Annotated in this window: 17 protein-coding genes; 5 read left to right on the top strand and 12 right to left on the bottom strand. The window is 35.0% G+C overall.

Translation table 11 applies throughout. The annotated features are described in order from the left end of the window. Positions 1–10 precede the first annotated feature (10 nt). From IPM51_03575 to IPM51_03560, 4 genes are all read right to left on the bottom strand, one after another. Entirely contained in the window at positions 11–751 is a 741-nt protein-coding gene (locus tag IPM51_03575) for a hypothetical protein (protein MBK9283378.1), read from the bottom strand. Then, complete coding sequence (fabD, locus tag IPM51_03570; protein ID MBK9283377.1) at positions 748–1635, bottom strand: ACP S-malonyltransferase; 888 nt, start codon at positions 1633–1635, stop codon at positions 748–750. Before fabD ends, IPM51_03575 begins: the two co-directional genes overlap by 4 nt. A gap of 88 nt (positions 1636–1723) precedes the next feature. Beyond that, entirely contained in the window at positions 1724–2824 is a 1101-nt protein-coding gene (mnmA, locus tag IPM51_03565; protein ID MBK9283376.1) for a tRNA 2-thiouridine(34) synthase MnmA, read from the bottom strand. A gap of 145 nt (positions 2825–2969) precedes the next feature. Next, the gene (locus IPM51_03560; GenBank protein MBK9283375.1) at positions 2970–3680 is read right to left on the bottom strand and encodes a hypothetical protein; all 711 of its coding nucleotides are present in this window, start codon (positions 3678–3680) and stop codon (positions 2970–2972) included. 76 nt (positions 3681–3756) lie between these two features. On the opposite strand from IPM51_03560, the gene IPM51_03555 reads away from it, so the two are divergent. Together IPM51_03555 and IPM51_03550 are read left to right on the top strand one after the other, a co-directional pair. Beyond that, the gene (locus IPM51_03555; protein ID MBK9283374.1) at positions 3757–4152 is read left to right on the top strand and encodes an AAA family ATPase; all 396 of its coding nucleotides are present in this window, start codon (positions 3757–3759) and stop codon (positions 4150–4152) included. Between the two features lie 112 nt (positions 4153–4264). Next, positions 4265–5140, top strand: a complete 876-nt coding sequence (locus IPM51_03550) for a leucine-rich repeat domain-containing protein (GenBank protein ID MBK9283373.1) — start codon at positions 4265–4267, stop codon at positions 5138–5140. Here the strand turns inward: IPM51_03550 and IPM51_03545 are convergent. Next, a complete protein-coding gene (locus IPM51_03545; GenBank protein ID MBK9283372.1) occupies positions 5130–6101 on the bottom strand; it encodes a peptidoglycan DD-metalloendopeptidase family protein in 972 nt (323 codons plus the stop codon). The genes IPM51_03550 and IPM51_03545 overlap by 11 nt on opposite strands. Before the next feature lie 317 nt (positions 6102–6418). Beyond that, positions 6419–6937: a hypothetical protein gene (locus IPM51_03540; GenBank protein ID MBK9283371.1), complete on the bottom strand. Its 519-nt coding sequence runs from the start codon at positions 6935–6937 to the stop codon at positions 6419–6421. A 17-nt stretch (positions 6938–6954) separates the two neighbouring features. On the opposite strand from IPM51_03540, the gene IPM51_03535 reads away from it, so the two are divergent. Both IPM51_03535 and IPM51_03530 read left to right on the top strand, forming a co-directional pair. Then, positions 6955–7539 carry a HupE/UreJ family protein gene (locus tag IPM51_03535; GenBank protein ID MBK9283370.1) on the top strand — a complete coding sequence of 195 codons (585 nt, stop codon included), beginning with the start codon at positions 6955–6957 and terminating at the stop codon, positions 7537–7539. Then, a complete protein-coding gene (locus tag IPM51_03530) occupies positions 7482–9851 on the top strand; it encodes a M1 family metallopeptidase (GenBank protein MBK9283369.1) in 2370 nt (789 codons plus the stop codon). Before IPM51_03535 ends, IPM51_03530 begins: the two co-directional genes overlap by 58 nt. A 31-nt stretch (positions 9852–9882) precedes the next feature. Here the strand turns inward: IPM51_03530 and IPM51_03525 are convergent, their stop codons facing one another. The 5 genes from IPM51_03525 to IPM51_03505 form a co-directional block, all read right to left on the bottom strand. Next, positions 9883–13131, bottom strand: coding sequence for a PD40 domain-containing protein (locus tag IPM51_03525; GenBank protein MBK9283368.1), 3249 nt, complete (start codon positions 13129–13131; stop codon positions 9883–9885). Between the two features lie 125 nt (positions 13132–13256). Beyond that, positions 13257–14204 carry a phosphoribosylaminoimidazolesuccinocarboxamide synthase gene (locus IPM51_03520; GenBank protein ID MBK9283367.1) on the bottom strand — a complete coding sequence of 316 codons (948 nt, stop codon included), beginning with the start codon at positions 14202–14204 and terminating at the stop codon, positions 13257–13259. Between the two features lie 3 nt (positions 14205–14207). Further along, positions 14208–15326 (bottom strand): rhomboid family intramembrane serine protease, encoded by a 1119-nt coding sequence (locus IPM51_03515; GenBank protein ID MBK9283366.1) that lies wholly within the window; start codon positions 15324–15326, stop codon positions 14208–14210. Beyond that, the gene (locus tag IPM51_03510) at positions 15314–16348 is read right to left on the bottom strand and encodes a dehydrogenase (GenBank protein ID MBK9283365.1); all 1035 of its coding nucleotides are present in this window, start codon (positions 16346–16348) and stop codon (positions 15314–15316) included. The genes IPM51_03515 and IPM51_03510 overlap by 13 nt, the downstream gene beginning before the upstream one ends. Further along, positions 16348–16836, bottom strand: coding sequence for a YajQ family cyclic di-GMP-binding protein (locus IPM51_03505; protein MBK9283364.1), 489 nt, complete (start codon positions 16834–16836; stop codon positions 16348–16350). The genes IPM51_03510 and IPM51_03505 overlap by 1 nt, the downstream gene beginning before the upstream one ends. An 86-nt stretch (positions 16837–16922) precedes the next feature. Here IPM51_03505 and IPM51_03500 point away from each other — a divergent pair, with 86 nt between their 5' ends. Further along, a complete protein-coding gene (locus IPM51_03500; GenBank protein MBK9283363.1) occupies positions 16923–17660 on the top strand; it encodes a M15 family metallopeptidase in 738 nt (245 codons plus the stop codon). Between the two features lie 42 nt (positions 17661–17702). On the opposite strand, the gene IPM51_03495 is transcribed toward IPM51_03500, so the two are convergent. Continuing rightward, a complete protein-coding gene (locus IPM51_03495; GenBank protein ID MBK9283362.1) occupies positions 17703–22250 on the bottom strand; it encodes a gliding motility-associated C-terminal domain-containing protein in 4548 nt (1515 codons plus the stop codon). Positions 22251–22343 lie beyond the last annotated feature (93 nt).

The raw sequence follows: 22343 nt of genomic DNA, 5'->3' as shown, positions 1-22343 counted from the left end.
ATTCAAAAATTTAATATGCGGGTCCTTTGTATCTAGGTGCGTTGCAATCGTCAATTCTTTTTTTCCTTGGGCGATACACAATTCCAACCCGAAGTTCAAAGGTACGATTACGAACTTTAATATTATTATGTTTATGTCGAATAATATCCGGATTCCAATGATATTCGACGAACATATTCAATCGTCGAGCAATTGGGAATTCATAACCCAGAGCTGCATCTCCACTAAACCAAAACTTAGGAAAACTTCCGGCTACTGAAGTAAATACGGAAGCGCTACTATTTAATAAATACTCTAAACGTACTCCCAACATCCCATACCACCTGGGTCCTAATCCAATATTTAAAAACTTTAAATAATTATTCCATTGTATATAGGTGTATTTATTAGCAGAAAAATTCCCGGCTCGAGTTCCAAAAAAGGGATCGATCACCTCTTTCTCTAAAACACTTTTCTTCATATACGTTGCTTCTGTTTGCCAACGAATTCTATCACTGTCAATAAATTCCAAAAAAAGTCCAGCACCCCAGCTGAAATTTTCCCTGGAAATATGAGATTGCGGGTAATAATTTGCAAATACAAAATTACTAGGATTGTCATTCGCAAAATCTTTATTGTCTTGCGTTGTGTTTTTATAATTATGCATGGATTGTGTACCGGAAGCAAATATTCCGATACCCTGAAAAAAGCGTGTTTGACTTTTTAAAGTAAGTAAATTAATAACTAAACAAAAGCTAATTAATTTTTTCATACACTCATTGCTTCGGCTCCGGCACTTATTTTTTTAACCAAGCCTTGTAAAACTTTACCAGGCCCTACTTCTATAAATTGAGTAGCTCCATCACTCACCATTTGTTGAATACTTTGAGTCCATTTTACCGGAGCTGTTAATTGAGCAATTAAATTCTTTTTTATTTGTTCAGCATCCGAAACTGCACTAGCTGTGACATTTTGATAAACCGGACAAATAGGTTGATTAAATGAAGTTGAAAGTATGGCTTGCTCTAATTCAATTTTTGCGGGCTCCATAAGTGGTGAATGAAATGCACCCCCTACCGGCAAAAGCAATGCACGTTTGGCACCGGCAGCTTTTAATTTTTCGCAGGCCAAATTAACACCTTCCAAACTTCCAGAAATAACCAATTGTCCCGGACAATTATAATTGGCGGCAACAACAATTTGGCCCTCATTTGTAATTGCGGCGCAAATATCTTCTACTACTTTATCATCTAAGTTTAGAATAGCTGCCATTGTACTTGGATTTAATTCACAAGCTTTTTGCATAGCAAGTGCTCTTTTGTAAACTAAAACCAAAGCATCTTCAAACTGTAATGTTTTATTAGCTACCAATGCAGAAAATTCACCCAAAGAATGGCCGGCAACCATGTCCGGTTTAAAATCATTCGATTTAGTGGCCGCTAATACAACTGAATGTAAAAAAATGGCCGGCTGAGTTATTTTAGTTTGTTTCAGCTCTTCATCAGAACCCGCAAACATGGTATCAGTGATGCGAAAACCTAATATTTGATTGGCTTTTTCGAAAAGTGTTTTAGCTGTTTCATTGGAGTCGTAAAGTTCTTTTCCCATTCCCGAAAACTGAGAACCCTGCCCCGGAAAAATGTATGCTTTTTTCATTTGTGTATTTTTGGAATAGAATTGTAAATTTAAAAGAATATGGCACATGAACAAATGTGCAATTCAATTACTAATTAACGCTAAGTTGTTAGAATTTTAAAGGCTTTCGATCTATAAATCCTCCACCCACTAAATCATTTTCTTCATAAAACACAGCACTTTGTCCGGGAGCAACACCGGAAACGGGGGCATGAAAAATAACATCAATTTTATCATCAATAATATTGAGTGTTGCCATAGTTCCGGCATCTTTATATCTGATTTTGGTTAAAGACTCGAAATCGGAAGGTAAATTTTCATATTTTGAAATATTAAAATCACGAACAGTTAATTGATTTTCTTCCAAATCGTCTTTATCTCCTAATATAACTGTATTTGTTTCCGGAATGATTTCTTTTACAAAAACAGGCGCACCCAATGCTATATCTAATCCTTTTCTTTGACCAATGGTATAAAAAGGATATCCTCTGTGCTTTCCCACTTCTTTTCCTTTAAAAAGATATATTCCACCATCCACTTTCTCTTCTAAACCGGGCATACGATGTTTTAAAAAAGCTCTATAATCATTATCGGGCACAAAACAAATATCATAACTTTCACTTTTGTTGGCCAAATCATAAAATCCGGCATCTTTAGCCATTTGCTTTATTTCTGTTTTTTTAAATCCCCCTAATGGAAACATAGTTCTTTTTAAACACGCTTGATCTAAACCCCACAATACATAAGTTTGATCTTTGGTTTGATCTATTCCTTTAGAAATTATCCTTCGGTTTTGTTCTGTTCTTAGTTGTGCATAATGTCCGGTAGCTATAAATTCACAATCAAGCATGTCGGCCCGCTTAAGTAATGCATCCCACTTTATATGCGTATTGCATAATACGCATGGATTAGGTGTTCTGCCGGCCAAATACTCTTCCACAAAATTATTAATAATATGCTCTCCGAATTCGCCTCTAATGTCTAATATGTAATGCGGAAAACCATAAGCTACGGCCATAGTACGAGCATCATTTATGCTATCCAAACTGCAACAACCTGTTTCTCTTTTAGAAGAGCCTGAAGTTTCATAATCCCATGTTTTCATGGTTATACCAATAACTTCGTACCCCTCTTCATGCAACATCATAGCGGTAACACTACTGTCAATACCACCACTCATAGCTACCAATACTTTACCGTTCTTGCTCATAAATCAGAATACAAAGTTAATGAAATAAAGGTTGTATTAAATGGGATTTCTGTAACTAAAATTAGTTTTTATTCAAAAAAATTCTCTTGGCAATTTTAATGAGATTTCAAATTTAAATTGAGATTAGGATAATAATTGAATAGAACTATTTCTTTTTATTCTTATTAAAAAAAGCTTCTGCTTCTTTTTTACTAACCGGTTCACCTTTTTTGTATAATTCCTTCTCTGTAATTTTTCCCTGTTCATTTTTATATATCCAAGGCCCTTCTTTCACTCCATTTTTGAAAAAGCCATTCGCAACTTCTACACCATTTGGAAAATAATAAATGGCTTTGCCCTCTTGCTTACCGTTTATAAATTTACCGATAGCTCTTAGCTTCTTACCATCAAAATACAGTTTAAATTCGCCATGTTCCAGATCGTCTTTATAATTTCGTTCTTCTGCAACTAAACCTTCAGGCATATAAACCACTGAAATGCCGTTTTTCTTTCCCTTACTATAGGTATCTTTTGAAAGTAATGTTCCCAGCTCATCAAAATACAACCAAACACTATCTTTGAGCTCATTGATATATTTACCCTCTCCCATTTTCTTTCCGGTTGGATGAAATAATTGTGCGTAAGCAACAGTACCCTCATTTTTGAAATTCATGATTGCCTGAAGTGAATCATTGGGATAATAATATTTAAATTTCCCTACCGGCTTATTATCTTTAAATTCACCTTCGTAAATTAATTTGCCCGTTTTTTCATCATTCTTTTTCCAATAGCCTTGTTTTTTACCATTGCCATCGGTTACTTGGGCATTATTGAAAGTGATGAAAAATAAAAAGCATATCGAAACAAAAAATCTCATAATTTTAACATGTATAACAAAAGTAAATTAAAAAGATACCCGTTTCAAACTATATTCCAATAAATTATAAAATTTTATGAAAGAGTTAATTTTACTTAGGGGATTACCAGGTGCCGGTAAAAGTACATTGGCTTCATTACTCAGTGAAAAAAAATATCCGGTATTGAGTATTGATGATTACTTTACCGATGAAAACGGGTATCAATTTGAATTTGATAAAAATCATCTGGCCTATAAACAATGTCTTGATCGTACCGAAAACGCTATGCTTAAACAAATAGAGAAAATTTTTGTGGCCAATACATTTACGTTAGACTGGGAAATTGAACCTTATTTTCTATTGGCAGAAAAAAATAATTACCGAACGCATGTTCTTACCGTTGAAAATTATCACAAAAGCAAGAATATACATCAAATAAACGATGAGCAGATTCAAAAAATGGCTGTCAAATACAAAGTAAACCTCTTCTGAACAAATAATTCAAAAGTATTGATTGGCTAATCTCTTGTTAAAAAACTTTTATAAGAAGCAAATTATTAGTTTTGCAAATGCATGTAATGCTGTAAATTCGTTTGCAATGAAAATGCACAAATTATTCCTTTTTCTTATTTTCACTTTTAGTTTGCAGGTGTTGGCACAAAACGATAAGCCATTGCCCAAAGACCCTTTTGAAAGATACGGACCTTACGGAGCCTCTGTTCATAAAGATCTGAAGACCGCACTTGCCATTGAACGAAATGTTTATAAGCTTGATTTAAGTTATCAGAAATTAGATGCGAAACAATATGATAAAATTTCAAAGTTGATTGATTTGCAAACTTTAAAGCTTAGCGGTAATGAAGTAGTAGATTACCCTAAAGGATTTGAAGCATTGTATAATTTAGTTTTTTTTGCAACCTATAATAATAAATTTACAGCTTTCCTTCCACAGCCGGAAGCTTATCGTAATCTGAATTATCTCGAATTGCAACATACCAAAATAGACAGCATACCTTGTGCAATTGCTTATTTAAATAAATTAAAAACTTTTAAATTCGGTAATACCGATGATACGCTGAAACTTCCTGAAACTTTAAAATACATGAAGAATTTACAGGAGCTGACAATTGAAAATTGTATTATGGATAGTTTTCCAAAGCAAATTTTTAAAATTCCTAATTTAAACTTTTTATACCTCAGTAATACCAATACACACAACATCACTAAACATTTTGAACGATTACAGAATTTAGAATTGCTCATCATAGAAAATAATCCGCTTCAAACCATTCCTTTTGATATTTATAAAGCTAAAAAAATAAGATTCATTTCTTTGCGAAATAACAAAATCACCAAACTACCCGACAGTATTTCACAACTAAAAGAATTACACTTTTTGGATTTGAGTGGTAATCCATTAGAAAAAGATGAATTGGAAAAACTAAAAGCCCTTTTACCGGGATGTGAAATTAAATTTTAAGTTTTTGCCCTAAGCGCAAAGTAGAAGTAGCTTTTATTTTATTTTTTTTACACAAGGCATTAACGCTAGTGCCATATCTTCTGGCAATAGCTCCAAGGGTATCTCCTTGACGGATTGTATATATTCCACCCGGACTCAATTTCACTTTACCACCTTTTGCATAAGAACTTCCTTTTCTGTGACGGGTATGTACAGCCCGTAAGTCGTACTTTGTTGCCACATCATTTTTTCGCAACATAAAACAATTCGATTTTAATTCGCCGCTTGCGTAATCAATAAAATCTTCGGTGTCTAATGCCTGACCCAAATACCGGATTTCAAAATGCAAATGGCTACCAAATGATCTGCCGGTGTTCCCACCTAAACCTAATAAATCTCCTGAATCTACAACTTGGCCTGCTTCTACTAATATTTTTGAAAGGTGGCCATAAACTGTTTCAAGGCCATTGTTATGACGAACAATTACACAATTCCCATATCCATAATAATACTTCGCTAAACGAACCATTCCATCAAAACAAGTAACTACCTGATCGCCGGTTTGAAGTTTAATATCAGTACCAAAATGCGGACGGTATTTTCGCCATCCGAACTCGCTGGTTATTCCACCCTTAAATGGCATTGAAAATGCATGATCACTTTCATTCACTAAAGTTATATCCACACTATCCATTTTAAAGGACTCATAAAAATGATAAGGATGTGCAGAAGTAGTATCCCAGGTTGCGTAAAGGTCATGGCTCGGAAACATCATCTCCGTACTGTCACTCAACTCCTCTTCCAATCCTTCCAAATGTTCTTCATTTAAGGCAAGGGTTGTAGTATCGTCTCTTTTTACTTTTTCCTTTTTATCTCCTTCCTTCTTTTTTGTTTTATCATCAAAGTCGGGACTTTTCGAGAAGGCATCTACGTGAATTAAAACGATGCAAGTAATTGATAATATGTGTATTAACTTCTTCAACTGGGTTAAAAGTTTTGCAAAGATTATGTTTTTTTCCTAAAAAGCAAGTCCATTTGTAATAATTTGAGGTTCAATTTGCTAACATCTAAATCCTTATTTCGGAGAAACCCATCAAAATCTAAATGTTATTATATTCAACTGCTTTTTTATCAGAAGGTTACGAAAAGTATTTAGAATTTCGGCCAAAAAAATTGAGCAAGAAATAAAATGTTAAAATTTGCCCTGTATCCTACATATAATCCACATATAAGGTTTGAATTTAGGACAGTAGATACTTCTTTTCGATAAATCCTTCGTTTTTAAATAAGGGAAAATGACTAAAAACTAAATAAAATTACCCTATCCGGATTTTCCACTTTCTTACTCAATCGTTTATCGTCTAACTCAAAATGCACAATATTGATTTGAGTTTTAATTAATTCATACAACAGTGAATTTTCAATTCTAACTTCCGTCGGTTTTTCACACGAACTAACTTCCAAGTAAGCCCAAACAGCTTCCTCTTCCCTTTCATAACCTAAATATTTAAATACTTTATCTTTTCCGTTTACGTTTAATTTCAGGTTAGCTAAAATATATTCTCTCAAATATCCATTTAGTAATGCAGTGTCTTTTCCATTAATTAAATCCACTTTTGTTTTATTCTTCTTAGCCAATACTTCCTCTAAATCATTCGTAAATTGTTTTACCGAAACTTCTAAAGTTTTTTTATCTGCTTTGTATTTGAATTCGCAAACACTTAAATAAAAGGGATGAAAGTTAACAAAAACGAATGCGAAAAAAATAAGCGTAGAAATTGCAATTAACTTTTTCGTATTATTGAGTTTTCGTTTCACTTTACAAAGTTAAACAAATGAATGAATTTTCACTTTGGTTTGTAACCGGACTTGAACATATAACAACAGATGGGGCATACGATCATATTTTATTTGTAGCCTTAATTACACTTGCGTATACTGTACAAGAATGGAAAAAAATTTTAATCTTAATAACAGGCTTTACCCTTGGCCATTCCGTTTCATTAGCACTCAGTGTTTATGATGTATTTGTATTAAATCAAGCTTTGGCCGAAATACTAATTGCCTCCACTATCTTACTCACTGCATGTTTTGAATTATTTAGAATTCGACAAAGCTCAATGAAAAACGCACGAATTTTATACGTCTTCATCCCCCTATTTGGGGGAATTCACGGTATGGGATTTTCTTACCTAATTCGCTCAATGCTCGGAAACACAGAGTCTCCGGGCTTTCCGCTGTTGTTTTTCAATGCCGGAATAGAGATAGGTCAACTTTTAATTGTCATCATAGTCATACTTTTTTATTTAATTTTAAGCAGAACATTTAAAGTAACACACAACCAATTAAAAATATTTATCGCATGCGTTTCAGTTTTATTTTCAATCGTAATTTTAATACAACGATTATTTTATTCTTAATCGGATTAAGTTCAGCTCTTGCACAGAATATTCAAAACAATCCGAAATCCAATCACGGAAATAAATTTGAACAGCTAGGTTCCATATTACCAACGCCAAACGAATATCGCACCGCTTCAGGTGCACCGGGAAATAAATATTGGCAGCAACGCGCCGATTATGATATTGATGTAAAATTAGATGAAGCCAATTTAAGTATTGTAGGAACAGAAACGATAACATACCACAACAATTCTCCGGATGCTTTAAATTATTTATGGTTGCAGTTAGATGAAAACCAACACGACCCTAATTCATTTGTGCACAGCATTGATGAAAACAAATTAGAGGGAAAAATATTGAGTGATGCAACAATTAAATCACTTAACTATAAAGAAAATTTGGCGGGTCTGGGTGATAAAATAGATGCCGTAACGGATGAAAAAGGAAAAACATTGTCCTATACAATCAACGAAACCATGATGAGAATTGATTTACCAAAAACACTTGCACCAAAAGGGAAAATAAAATTTATTGTGAAATGGCATTATAAAATGATTAACCGCACACAATATGGCGGCCGAGGTGGGTATGAATATTTTGAAGAAGACGGAAACCATTTATTTACCATGACACAATGGTATCCGAGGATGTGTGTGTACAGTGATTTTCAGGGATGGCAAAACAAACAGTTTTTAGGAAGAGGAGAATTTGCGTTGGCCTTCGGAAATTTCAAAGTGAAAATGACGGTGCCTTCCGATCACTTAGTTTGTTCAACCGGTGAATGTCAAAACTATCAGCAAGTACTTACTGCTGCGCAATACAAAAGATGGGTGCAAGCTCAAACTGCCACGGAACCGGTGGAAATTGGTTTGTTAGAAGACGCTAAAGCCGCAGAAAAGAAAAAGGCCACCACCACCAAAACCTGGATTTTTAAAGCAGACAGTGTTCGCGATTTTGCTTGGGGAAGTTCAAGAAAATATTGTTGGGATGCCATGCCGGTGAAGTGCGAAGGCAAACGCGTGATGTGCATGAGCTTTTACGGCAAAGAAGCTTATGGTCTTTACAGAAAATATTCAACTAAAGTGGTTGCACATACAATAAAGACTTATTCTAAATACACCATACCGTATCCTTATCCCGTTGCGCAAAGTATTGAAGCAGCTAACGGTATGGAGTATCCCATGATTTGCTTTAACTTCGGAAGAACAGAAAAAGACGGAACGTATACAGAAGGAAGTAAAAACGGAATGATTTTGGTTATCATTCATGAAGTAGGACATAACTTTTTCCCAATGATTATTAATAGCGATGAAAGGCAATGGACCTGGATGGACGAAGGACTAAACACCTTTGTTCAGTTTTTAACCGAGCAGGAATTTGATATGAATTATCCTTCCGGCAGAGGACCAGCACATAAAATGTTGGATTATTTCCGGTTACCCAAAGATCAACTCGAACCTATTATGGTGAATAGTGAAAACATACATAATTTTGGCGCTAATGCTTACGGTAAACCAGCAACAGCCTTAACAGTTTTGAGAGAAACAATCATGGGTAGAGAATTATTTGATTTTGCCTTTAAGACTTATTGTACAAGATGGGCGTTCAAACATCCTGAGCCGGCAGATTTTTTCAGAAGTATGGAAGATGCCAGCGCAGTTGATTTAGATTGGTTTTGGCGTTCTTGGTTTTATGATACCGATCCGGTAGATATTTCAATTGACACCGTAAAAACTTATGTTTTACAAAAGGGTGAAAAAATTAAAGTTGAACCAGACACTCATTTTGTCATGCATAAACATTACCCGGATAAATTTGAATTCATTACCCAAATAAGAAACAAGCAAAGTGGTATGAAGGCCTTGGTTGATGTGGATACTACACTGAGAGATTTTTATTACCATTACAAACCTGCATCACCGCTTACCATGGAAATTAAAGAAAAACATGAAAACTTAAGCGAATTAAGTGATGAAGAGATGAAAAAGTTTGAAGGAAAATTTTTGTGTGAAATTAAATTCAGTAACCGCGGTGGATCAGTAATGCCGCTCATTATCAAATTTAATTATACAGATGGAAGTAGTGATATTGAGCGCTGCCATGTGTATGTTTGGAGAAAAAACGAAAATGAAGTTACCAAAACATTTATAAAAGATAAAAAAGTAGTTTCCATTCAATTAGACCCATTCCGGGAAACAGGAGATATAAACGAAGAGAATAATTTATGGAACATAAAAACTTCTCCTTCTAAATTCGACCTTTACAAAGCCAAAGCTTCAGCCGGCAGAGGACAAAGTAATGGTTGGAATCCTATGCAGGGCAAAAAATAATGAAATTAAAAGGGATATTAATCCCTTTTAATTATTTACCCAATAATAATTTAACGGCAGCTTCAATTTGTTGATCTTTTCCTTCCAACATGGCCTTGTATTCGTTTGCCACTTTAACATCCGGTTCCAATTGCGTGTTTTCGTAATATTTTCCTTCCGGTGTCATTACCCCTACTTGCGGAATACCAAATACTAATGAATGATCAATCATGGGTTCCCACCAAACGGCTGTTCCGGTACCCGGTACCGGCATACCAACCAACTTTCCTATTCCCAATGTTCTGTAAACTACAGGAAACATATGCGCATCTGAATAATTTCCTTCACCCATTAAAACCAAAGATGGCTTTATCCATTTTTTACCTGGCTCTACTCCAATTTTTCTTTCTTTAGGAACGAATTCAATGTATTTTTTTCCTGATAAGAAAGTAGCCAAATCATCGTGCAACCAACCACCACCATTAAATCGAGTATCTACAATTAATGCTTTTTTGTTTACGTATTTACCCATTACCTGATCGTAAAACTCTCTAAAACTTTCGTCATCCATGCCTTTAACATGCATGTATCCTAATTCACCGCCTGATAATTTTTCAGTAAGATCCTGCATTCTTTTTATCCATCTATGATATAATAAAGGATAAAGCTGTGCCAATGGAATTGGCTTTATAATTACATCCCATCGCTTATTAGCTGCTTTATCGTAAATAGAAATCAAGGTGTTTTTACCTGAAACCCGATTTAAAATTTTATAGTAGTTGCTTTGCGGCGTAATTTCCACTCCGTTAATCTTTTCAATTATTTGTCCGGGTTTAATTTGTAAGCCATCTGCATCCAGTGGACCTTTTTCAATAATTTCGGAAATCAGTAAACCGTTACCTTCATACTGCTCATCAAAAAACGCGCCTAAATACGCTGTTTCATCCGGATTATGGTGCGGCGCTTTATATCTGCATCCTGTATGTGAGGCATTTAATTCGCCAAGCATTTCGCTCAGCAATTCGGCAAAATCGTAATTGTTATTGATGTATGGTAAAAACCTGCTGTAATTTTGTTTGTAATAATTCCAATCTGTTTTTTGCAAATCACTCACATAAAACTTTTTTACAACCTGGCGCCAGGCATGTTCAAACATATATTCCCTTTCGAGCGCGAGTGTTAAATTCATTTCCGCGTGAAAAGGAACTTCCTTTTTTTCGGCGTTCTCTAATTTTATTTTAATTATTTTTCCATCGCAAACCATTAAAATATGCTTAGCTTCCTTATCGAACATCATTTTCCCCGGACCTTTACAATCCAGTTTAATAAACATTTTTGTTTCATGTTCTTTAAACTTGGTACACCAAATGTCAAATCCTCCCTCAAAGCGGGTTAAATAATAAATTTTATCACCTTCAGGAGTAACTAAGGCATCGGACATGCTGGATGAATGAATAGTTAAACGCACTTTTCTATCCTGTAAACCATCCCACTCAATTTTTACAGGTTCAATTACTTTTTTTGAAGTATCACTTCCTTTAGACTTTGATTTATCATTGGTAGGAGTTTTTACTTCCTTTTTAGTTTTTTCTTCCTTCTCTTTAAACAAAGCATATTCTTCTTTATTCATTTTAAACTGATCAAACGCAGCCTTTGTTAAAAACAAACCATATGCATCATTTTGATTACCGTGACTAGCAATGTTTTTCATTCCATGTCTGTTTGAAAACCACATCATCATCTTTCCATTCATCATCCAATGCCCATCCCCATTATCAAATCCGCTTTGCGTCAAATCTTTTATACCATTTTTACCGTCCGCATCTACTAAACCGATTTCACTTCTCCAATTTCCATCCTGCAAAAACTGTACTAAAAGATGTTTTCCATCGGGCGACCATTCAAAAGATTGATCACCATCAGCATAAGAATAACTTTTATCGCCCGGCATTATCGTTCGTATAGTTTTCGATTTTAAATTAATTACTTTAACGGAAGTGCGATCTTCAATAAAGGCTACTTCTTTTCCATCCGGAGAATAAGCCGGCTGAAAAGCTTCGGTAGTTCCTGCCAATATGGTTTCTTCATTAAGTAATGTGGAATTGAAAAAATACAACTCATCATTACGAACCAATGAAGTTTGATACAAGCCCCAAATATTATTTCTTTCGGATGCGTATAAAATGCTTTTTCCATCAGGACTAAAACTAACACTTCGTTCTTGCTCCGGCGTGTTTGTAATACGTTTAGTAAGTCCCCCTTCAATCGCCGCAACAAAAACTTCTCCGCGTACCACAAAAACAACTTCTTTTCCATTTGGAGAAACATTCATCTCAGTAGCGCCGTTTGTAAACACTTCGGTTTTAGCCGTATTTGTTCGTCCGTCATTATGAATGGTAACAGATACTTTTTTAGGTTCTGCGCCTGCAGCTTGCGTGTATAATTCTCCATTATAAGAATAACACAATAAGTCGTTATTGGCAATTGAAAGAAAACGAACCGGATTTTTATCAAAACTGCTTATTTGTTTGTTTTGAGCCGGATTAGCAACTTCCATTTTCCAAACATTAAATGAACCACTTTTTTCACTGAGGTAATAAATTGAATTTTCATCTGCACTCCATTGCGGATTACGATCTTCACCGGCAAAATTGGTAAGTTGATTAAATTCATTTGATTTTTTATTCCACATCCAAATATCTCTAGCTACCGAAGAAGTATGATGTTTTCTCCACGGATCTTCATATCCTTTTACATCATGAAAAATTAACTTATCGCCCGCTTTATTTAAATGCGATTCAATAGCGCCTATAGAAGAAATTTGTTTTTCTCTGCCACCATTTACTGATACACTATATAATTCGGGTAAACCGGCATAAGGAAATTGTATATATGCAGCTTGATCAAGACGTGTAGAATTGAAAATTATTTCTTTTCCATCGGGAGTAAATGAAGATGGAAAATCACTTGAAGAATGAAAAGTAATTCGATTTGCCTCTCCACCTTCAGCTGGAATTGTAAAAACATCAAAATTACCAAAACGATCTGAAGAGAATGCAATTGTTTTACCATCGGGTGACCAAACGGGCATATAATCATGCGCGTCATTCAAAGTTAAAGGTACTGCTTCTCCTCCTGCGGCAGACACTTTATAAATATCACCTTTGTAGGTAAATACAATAGTAGATCCGTCCGGTGAAATGGAAGGATACCTCAACCACAGCGTATCGTTTTTTACAACATCAAATGACAAAAAAATAGCTGAAAAAATCAGCAGACTTAAAAGGAAGAGTCTTTTCATAGGTATAGAATTATTGAATTTAAACTTAAGAATTTAAGATTGGATATTCAAAATAATTACCTTAAAACTCAAAAAAAAAGCATAAAGGAAAAAGAAAAAACTAAAAAAACGTGCTGAATTTTAGATTAGGGTAATTTAGCTATTAATGAGTTGATTTGAAGTTCAACTTTTGAATTATCAACAGCCGTATTTTCGCGCATAAACTTTTTTCCGCTTACTTTTTCAAATAATTCGATATAACGTTCACTGATTTCATTTACCCATTGATCTTTCATTGCAGGAATAGACTGTCCTTCTTTTCCCTGAAAACCATTTTCAATCAACCATTTTCTGACAAACTCTTTACTTAATTGTTTTTGTTCAGCACCTTGTTTTTGACGATCTTCATATCCTTCCTGATAAAAGTATCTCGAAGAATCGGGAGTGTGAATTTCATCCATTAACATGATTTTATCATTGTATAATCCAAATTCATATTTGGTATCCACTAATATTAAACCTTGTTGATTAGCTATTTCTTGTCCTCTTGCATATAAGGCAAGTGTTATTTTTTCCAATTCTTCATAATGCGACTTACTTACCAAACCGTTTTTAATAATATCTTCTTTACTGATATCTTCATCATGACCTTCAGAAGCTTTGGTGCTTGGCGTAATGATAGGATGAGGCAATTTATCATTCTCCTTTAATCCTTCCGGTAAGCTTACCCCACAAAGTTCGCGTTTCCCACTTAAATAAGTTCTGGCTGCATGCCCGGCCAAGTAACCCCTTACAACCATTTCTATTTTAAAAGGATCGCATTTATGTCCGATACTGATATTAGGGAAAGGCGAAGCAATTAACCAATTAGGAACAATATCTTTAGTTAGGTCTAAAAAGTGTGCGGCAAGTTGATTTAATACTTGGCCTTTAAATGGAATATCTTTAGGAAGCACTACATCAAATGCACTAATTCGATTACTGGCCACCATCACCAAATACTTATTGGAAATTGTATAAACATCGCGAACTTTTCCCTTATAAAAAGCAGTTTGATTTTGGAAGTTGAATTCAGATTTACTAGTAGTTTTCATGGATTATTTAAAATTTTCAATTTCTTTCATGGCCTGTAATATCCGGTCATTGTATTGTTGTATTTCGTTATTGTATTTATTCGAATTTTCCTGCAGTGCTCTTAATATAAGCTCATATGACTCTTTTCGTAATTGGATGTATTTAGCAACTAATTTATTCTTTGATTTATATTTATCCGTAATATTGAGTTGATTGCACTCTTCTATCACACGTTCACACTGCACCCATTTTTCCATTCCCTTTTGCACTTCGTTTAAATAGATATTGTTATCGGTATTTTGCGGCAAGTTATATACTTCAAGCGCCTCTGTTTCTGCTTTGGTGATAATTTCCATTTTTGAAAAATACTTACCCAAATCGGAAGGAATAGATTGAAAAACAAAAATCAAAAATCCTAAAACTAGCAGCATAGATAAAAACTGATAGGAAAGAGATTTAGCTGATGAATAATTTTTAGTGCTTAAAACAAAAAAAGAACCAAATACTAATCCTCCTCCCAAACCCGAAAAATTAGCTGCATTATCCGACAATCCTTTAATTGAATAGAAAACATAAAATCCGATTAAAACAGCAACGGCAATCCATAATTCTTTTTTAAGACTTATAGTTTCATTACGTCCAAAATAAACAGTTATGATTATGCCTAACATACCAAATAAAGCTCCGGAATTTCCCACGCTTAAAAATGAAGTGTAATACCATAAACTCGCGCCAGCAGACAAAATAGTTAGCAGTAAAAAAAAGTATAATAATCTTACGGTACCTAACAAAGGCTCTAAAACTCTGCCGAAACTTATCAATACAAACATATTGCACAAAAACTGTAATAGGCCATTATGCACAAAACTACTGCTTACTAATCGCCATAATCCTTCATTTAAGGTGAAAGGCCTGAAGTTAGCGCCCCAATCAATTAAGTCCTTTTTCTCAGGCTCGATAATATCCACATTATTTAGAGCCATCACTGCAAAAATTATAACGTTTAGAAAAAGTAATATTGGAGTTGCATAATATCCTTTAGAAGGAGTTAATAAATTTTGAATGGTAAAAGCAGTTGTATCGTTTGCTTTTGAACTTGATTCATGAAGCTGATCTTCATCCGTACTGTTTATATGCTCCATGTAATTAATCCTTGTTGCGTAAAATTAAAAGGTTGAACTCTACCACGCATCGCCGTTAAAGCGTTTGCCACTCTATTTTTGCTTACTGCAGGGCAGTAAAAAAACATAAATCCACCCCCTCCTGCACCGGAAATTTTTCCGCCACTAGCCCCGTGAGCAATAGCTTTTTCATAAATATTATCAATAAAATCATTGGAAATGCTTTGCGCCATTTGCTTTTTATTTTTCCAGCCGTATTGCATAATTTCACCAATTTTATCCAACTCTCCCCTCAACAAAGCATCCTTCATTTGTACAGCTTGTAGTTTAAGATGATGCATAGCCTCTATACTTTTTGCTTTTTTATCATTCACATTTTTTACTTGCTCATCAATAATCGCAGCGCTATTTCGCTGTGTTTGCGTATAAAATAAAAGCAAATTATGCTCTAACTCATGAAACACTTCGTTTTTAAGCTGAAGTGGATTTACGATTACTTTATCTTCTGCATAAAATTCTATAAAATTAATTCCCCCAAAAGTGGCCGCATACTGATCTTGTTTACCCCCGGCCATTTGTAAATCTATACGTTCAATTTCATAAGCCAAATGGGCTATATCATATTTTCCTAATGGTAGATTGAGCCATTCTACAAATGCGCCAATAATAGAAACTACAATGGTTGAAGATGTTCCTAGTCCAGAACCTTGCGGCGCTTCCGTATTTGAAGTTAATCGAAAAGATAAGGGACCTGTTTTAAACTTTTTTACTATTGCATTGTAAACGCCGATAAATAACTCGAATCCCTCTGCCATTTTTAACACTTCAGCACTTTCACATTCGTGATGCAAACCACTATTAGCTATATCAAATACAATTCCCTTTTTTTCTAAAGGTTCCAGTGTTGTAAAAGCGTAAAGATCAATAGTTGCGTTTAATATTGCTCCACCATACTCATCCGAATACGGACTAACATCCGTTCCTCCACCGGCCAACCCTATTCGAAATGGCGCTTTACTTCTTATAATTTTTGAGGATTGCATTATTTCATGTTTATATATTGTAATGGAACACCATAATCGCCCTTTGAGCAAATTCCGATTACAGCCTGCAAATCATTTATACTTTTACTGCTTACGCGAATAATATCATCCATAATTTGCGCAGTAACCTTCAGTTTGCTATCCTTTATATCCTTTAAGATTTTTTTTGATGTTTCCTTTTCAATACCGGCTCTTACTTTAATGTCTTTCTTAATAAACATACCGCTGGCATAATGCTCTTTCTTCTCATCCAAACCTCTTGGGTCTAAACCTTGTTTAATCATCCGGGAATGAATGGCATCTAAAATGGCATTTAAGCGCATATCATTTTCCGTTGTTACATTTATGAGCATGTCTTTTTTATTCAAATCAATGGTACTTTTAGAATCTCTGAAGTCCCAACGATTCAAAATATCTTTTCGGGCTACATTAATCGCATTATCCAATAATTGGGCGTCTAATTTACTTGCAATATCAAATGACGGCATTATAATATATTTGTGAAACAAATTAACGCTTTTTGGGGAGAAATAGGAAATATATACGGCTGATTTTATTCGATTTTATTAAAGTTATGACACTAATAATTTGCTTCTCGCTTTATTCATGCAACAGAACTGATAAAGAAAAAACTATCATTCGAAAAAAAATTGTATTTGTTCGGGATATTCCGGAAAAAGTAATTGAAAAGAAAGTTACCGGAAACACCGAAAATCTATTTATTAAATTTGGCTTAATTGATGTTAACACATTGGATAGCACCATATGTATTCAGCTGAAATATTCTGACACGGCCAATTTTTTACACTTCCCGCTTTACGACGATTTAGAAAAAGCATATTTCCCATGTGAAGTTGCTCTTAAGGTGTGTAATGCGCAATACTATTTAAAAAAGATTAATCCGCAATTATCACTTGTAATATTTGATGCGTCCAGACCTTGGTTTGCTCAAAAATTGATGTGGGACAGTTTAAAAATGGAAGTATCGGTTAAATTTAAATTTGTTGCACCTCCTTATTTAAAATCTTTGCACAATTACGGATGTGCGGTTGATATTAGCATAATAAACACGGAGAATAATCAATTATTAGATATGGGTTCATCTTTTGACTCATTTGAAAAAATATCAGAACCCTATAGAGAACAATATTATTTGAATAACAAGAAATTGGATTCAACTCAAATTGCCAATAGAAACTTGCTTAGAAACGTGATGAAAAGTGCAGGATTTACCAGTATAAGCAGTGAGTGGTGGCATTTTAACTCATGTTCGAAAGCATTTGCAGAAACGCATTTTCAATTAATTCCATAAAAAAAGCCCCTTACAAAGAAGGGGCCTTTATTTTTTAAAGTTTTATCTCATGAGAGTTACATTCCCTTTTTGTTCATATTCTTTACCATCGAAACCTTTACCTTTAATGATATAGAAATAAACTCCGGCAGAACATTCCTTACCTCCGAAATTTTTACCATCCCAGGCAATGTTACCGGTTTTACTTAACGTTTCGTAAACTTTATTACCCCAACGATCATGTATAATGGCGCTTACTTCTTCAATGTTTGCCACCTTCAAGAAAAATACATCGTTGCTGCCATCACCGTTTGGTGTGAAAATATTTGGCACTTCTAATTTTGATGGCATTTCCACTTTGATAACTCTATAGGCTGAATCAACACATGAACCTTTTGTTGTATATAACATCACTGTATAAGAACCCGGTGCATTATAAACTGCAGAGGTATTAGTTAATGTAGTAGTTTGACTCGTTCCGTTTCCGAAGCTCCATACCGATGTAATGCTTGAACTTCCTGATGAACTAGCTGACTGATTGGTAAAGTTGACATTTAAAGGCGCGTATCCCGATTGAGGTTCAGGTGTAAAACTCGCTGTTAAACCGCCTGTTGTTACTTCAAAAAACGCTAAGGCTCTGCATCCTGTTAAAGTATTTGATACAATAACCTGATACCATCCCGGCAATGAAACATTGATTGTACTAGAAGATGTACCACTTAAACTCGGATTCACATTATAAGATGCGGCATTAGAAGGCGAATAGGAAGCGCCGATTGGATACTCAATTAATAAATAACGTAAGCCACCGGTATTAGTTCCTGTAATTGCTACGGAAAGGGAGGCTTGACTTCCACCACAATCTAAAATTGCATTAGATAAAGTATTTGTAATTACAGGAGGTTGTGATCTATCTAAAACAGTAACAGTTCCTTCATCTGTACAACCATTATAATTATCTTCTATAGTTAAGGTATAAACCCCTGGAACATAACAACTATATGATGACGGTCCGCAAGTTGGTGTTTGCGGTGAAGGCCCTTGCCAACATGGGTTAGCCACAAAAGCACTTGGCCCGCCTCCTGATGTAGTTGTACTATTACCTGTTGTTAAAACCACCGGAGCATTTGCTACAGTACAATAAATAGCTGTAGGGGTTGCAATCGAAATCGTTGGATTTGAAATTGGCGGTTTAAAATTCTGATAAATAGTTATTACGGAAGTGGACTGACAAGCATTTAAAGTGTTAGTGGCAACAACCGTAAAGTTTGCGTAGGTTAAAGATGTTGAACTGGTATTAGGCCCATTAGCCGGATCTCCAATTACTACTGTAGGAGTAGATAAAGTTGGAGGCGTTGACGGAACATTCCAAGTTACAATAGTATTTGGTGTAGTACTTGTTCCGGTGGCCAACACTGTTGGAGTTCTGCAAAGTAAGGTATTGGTAGCCATACTTGCAGCCACATGAGGAGCAACCGTATTTTGTATTATAGGAACTGAAATTATAGAACGACAAAAGTTAGAATTATCTTGTACTATAATGGTCCAGGTTCCCGGAATAGTTGTAGTAGTTGAACTATTATTTCCTAAAATCACACTTGGAGTCACAACTCCGGTAAATGAAGGTGCCAAGAAAGTATAACTACAAGTTGCTGGAGGAGTTTGTGTACTCACCGGATTGATGATTGAAATTGTTGTTTGATGTAATGGATTACAACCTACACTGAAATTGGTTGGACTACTTAAAGAGAAAGTAGGCCAAGCAGAAAGCGAAGTAATGGTCACCGTTTTTTGCGATGTACAACCATTTACCAAGTTAGTAGTAACTAATGTATATACACCAGGAGGCAATGCTCCACTTAAAATGCTTATAGTATTGTTTGAAGTAGCAATAGGTACGCCGCCCGGTAATGGATTTAACGGACTATACCAATCATGCTGAACATTTACTGTAGGATTTGAAACCGTACCTGAAAAAGTTACGGGTGCTCCTGAATTACAAGTAATAGCTTGTGATACCGGATTCACAGAGTTTGTAGGAGCCACAGTATTAATTCCTATTGTTACAACTTGTTGCAATAAACAACCGGTAGAAGGATCTGTTACTGTTAGTGTAATAGTATTTGGCGCATTAATACTTACTGAAGATGTACCGGCTGTAAATGATATGCTCGTCCAGCTATAAGATAAAGGGCCATAAGTGTAATTACTCACCGCTTGTAAATCAATAACAGGATTTGTACAGGTAATTGTATATGTACCGGTTAAATTATTTATTGTAAATGTAATTGGAGGTGGAGCTGGTAATGCAGTTATTCCAATTGTATTTGTACAACCTCCACCGTAATCAAGCACAACTGTTGTAGTTCCAATAGGTAATCCGGTTGCAGTTAATGAATTTCCTGATAGTGTAAGAGGAGCCGGGTTCCAGGTAATAATTGGAACAACTGTACCTCCACCTGTAGCAGTAACCGTTGCGCTGTTCACTGTATTTGTACATCCTGCTTGAACAATAGTGTGCGTAACATTAACTGCATTACAGCAATTCACGTTTATTGTATTCACATAAGCCGGGCCGCAAGGCGCGTTAATTTGAATATTTAAAGTATAAGTGCCATTTGGTAAATTAACTGAATTTGAAGTGGAAGTTGTACCCATGGTCACAGCAACCGTTCCGGCTTGGTTTGTCCAAATATAATTTATGGAAGGATTAGCTATTGCGGTGGTTAGCGATGCAACAGCTGTTCCACTGTTAAATCCATTACAGTTTAAGGTTAATGAGAAAGCATTGGCTGTTCCGCAAGTTAAACTATTAACCGCACTAAATGTGCCGGCAAATCCGCTACCACCCACATAAAGCAACTTATTCGCTTTATCTAATTTAATATCGTAAACGTGTTTTTGAACGGAAGGAGCATTTAAAGGAATACTTGGCAAAGCACTAAATGTACTGCCATTGAAATTATAAGATAGTACATTATTATCGCCTCCAATATATACGTTATCGCAATCATCAACGGCAATTCCACCGAATCTTTTCACAATGTGTCCGGGGATAGTTGTAAATCCAATCTTCACACCGGTTGCTTTATTATAAGCAGCAAGGTCAAAACCATTATAGTAATATAAATAATTCCCGCTAACTGCTAAACAATTAAACCCATTTGAAGCCAAACCATATCCCAAATATCCATTTTTATTATTGGCCTCATTAAATGTGGCGTAAGTACTTGGTTGGAACCAGATATTTCCATTGAAACCCGGATTAACACGCAACAATGCGTTATTAGCTGAAGGTGTTCCGTTACTCGCAAAAATCACAAAAATATTTCCTAAATCATCAATCGCATTCGAAACTACGTCTTGTCCCCAGGTTCCAAGTCCCGTGAAATTTGCGGTTGTTTGCACACCGTTATTTTGATTAATTAAAGCTGCAGAAATTCCATTGGCAGTTGTTCCACCTAATCCATAAACATTACCTGTTCCGCAATGGAAACCCATATCCCATAATTCACGAAACTCAGGTACTACAACGGTAACAAAATTATCGTAATTACCGGCAGCATCTAATCGAATTGTTCTCGTTCCTGTAAAATCAAATCCCTGTCCTAAATACGTTTTGCCATTTAACTTGTGCACAATGAAGTTACCCGTGTAAAAATTACCCGGACCTTGACTGTCCCATGTGATACCGGGAACACTACCCGCAAAAGTCCAAATTAAAGTTCCAAGTGGATCATATTTAGCAACTTTAATAAAATTCATACCACCATAAACAAAGGTGTTTCCTAGTCCGTCATAATCAATATCATAAACTACATTATTACCGGTAAGTGTTGGCATGGTAAAAACCCAAGGGTCTATAACCACAGTTTCATTTGAGTTATATCCTTCTGGGAATTCGAAAGAAATAACATTTTGATTTAAATTAAACTTTGAAGCTATTTTGCCTTTGTTTTGATAATAACTAATCGGCGCGGTTTCGGTGATGTCTTCCAAAGGAGTTTTAATTATAATATTATTTCCGCTTTTTACTATTTTTTGTACATCACCTGTGTAAGATATTCTTACATCAGCCGGATTTGCTCCGGGATGTAAAATCACATTGTATTTTATACCACTTTCCTTATCTTCCGGAAGCGTGTATTCTATATCAATATTATTATAAACATTTTTGTAAGTTATTTTCTTGAAGGTAGAAGAATTTAAGTCAGCCGAACCATAAGTGAAATAATGAGACTGCTTTTCACTTTCAATAATTTGAATATTATCATTACATCCAATCCAGTTTACATTCACTTGATAAACTTCGTCCGCTTTTAAAGGCACGTACTTCCCATGCTCCAATTTTTCCATTTGTTCATGTGAGTAAATAAATCGTTTAATCAGTTTATAAATTGGGCCTTTATCGGTAAAATAAATTCTCTCACCGGATGTTTCATATCCGTACTTCACCGGACTTAAAGAATTTACTTTTTTATCAAACTGACCCTTGTTTTCAATTAAAACCCGAGTACCAAAAACATCCTTGCTGAGTTTGGCAAATTGAGCGTTGATATTTAATGCTGCGCTAAATATAATTAGCAATGCAATAATGTAATTTTTTTTCATGTTAATGAGTTAAACGGTTGATTATAGTTATAAATATATTAAAATTTCAATTAATTGGTTAGCCCAATTTTCAGAAATTCATGTATTGTTGGC

The organism is Sphingobacteriaceae bacterium, from assembly GCA_016715905.1.
Classification (GTDB): domain Bacteria; phylum Bacteroidota; class Bacteroidia; order B-17B0; family Aurantibacillaceae; genus Aurantibacillus.
Note: the sequence above shows the minus strand (reverse complement) of the source record. Positions and strands in the feature narration are given on the sequence as shown.

What these genes read in the sequence shown, in the direction of transcription:
- IPM51_03500 (MBK9283363.1), top strand. Translation starts at nt 16,923, where the DNA reads ATGACACTAATAATTTGCTTCTCGCTTTATTCATGCAACAGAACTGAT.
- IPM51_03510 (MBK9283365.1), bottom strand. Translation starts at nt 16,348, where the DNA reads ATGCAATCCTCAAAAATTATAAGAAGTAAAGCGCCATTTCGAATAGGG.
- fabD (MBK9283377.1), bottom strand. Translation starts at nt 1,635, where the DNA reads ATGAAAAAAGCATACATTTTTCCGGGGCAGGGTTCTCAGTTTTCGGGA.
- IPM51_03505 (MBK9283364.1), bottom strand. Translation starts at nt 16,836, where the DNA reads ATGCCGTCATTTGATATTGCAAGTAAATTAGACGCCCAATTATTGGAT.
- IPM51_03530 (MBK9283369.1), top strand. Translation starts at nt 7,482, where the DNA reads ATGCGTTTCAGTTTTATTTTCAATCGTAATTTTAATACAACGATTATT.
- IPM51_03495 (MBK9283362.1), bottom strand. Translation starts at nt 22,250, where the DNA reads ATGAAAAAAAATTACATTATTGCATTGCTAATTATATTTAGCGCAGCA.
- mnmA (MBK9283376.1), bottom strand. Translation starts at nt 2,824, where the DNA reads ATGAGCAAGAACGGTAAAGTATTGGTAGCTATGAGTGGTGGTATTGAC.
- IPM51_03520 (MBK9283367.1), bottom strand. Translation starts at nt 14,204, where the DNA reads ATGAAAACTACTAGTAAATCTGAATTCAACTTCCAAAATCAAACTGCT.
- IPM51_03515 (MBK9283366.1), bottom strand. Translation starts at nt 15,326, where the DNA reads ATGGAGCATATAAACAGTACGGATGAAGATCAGCTTCATGAATCAAGT.
- IPM51_03575 (MBK9283378.1), bottom strand. Translation starts at nt 751, where the DNA reads ATGAAAAAATTAATTAGCTTTTGTTTAGTTATTAATTTACTTACTTTA.
- IPM51_03560 (MBK9283375.1), bottom strand. Translation starts at nt 3,680, where the DNA reads ATGAGATTTTTTGTTTCGATATGCTTTTTATTTTTCATCACTTTCAAT.
- IPM51_03535 (MBK9283370.1), top strand. Translation starts at nt 6,955, where the DNA reads ATGAATGAATTTTCACTTTGGTTTGTAACCGGACTTGAACATATAACA.
- IPM51_03555 (MBK9283374.1), top strand. Translation starts at nt 3,757, where the DNA reads ATGAAAGAGTTAATTTTACTTAGGGGATTACCAGGTGCCGGTAAAAGT.
- IPM51_03525 (MBK9283368.1), bottom strand. Translation starts at nt 13,131, where the DNA reads ATGAAAAGACTCTTCCTTTTAAGTCTGCTGATTTTTTCAGCTATTTTT.
- IPM51_03550 (MBK9283373.1), top strand. Translation starts at nt 4,265, where the DNA reads ATGCACAAATTATTCCTTTTTCTTATTTTCACTTTTAGTTTGCAGGTG.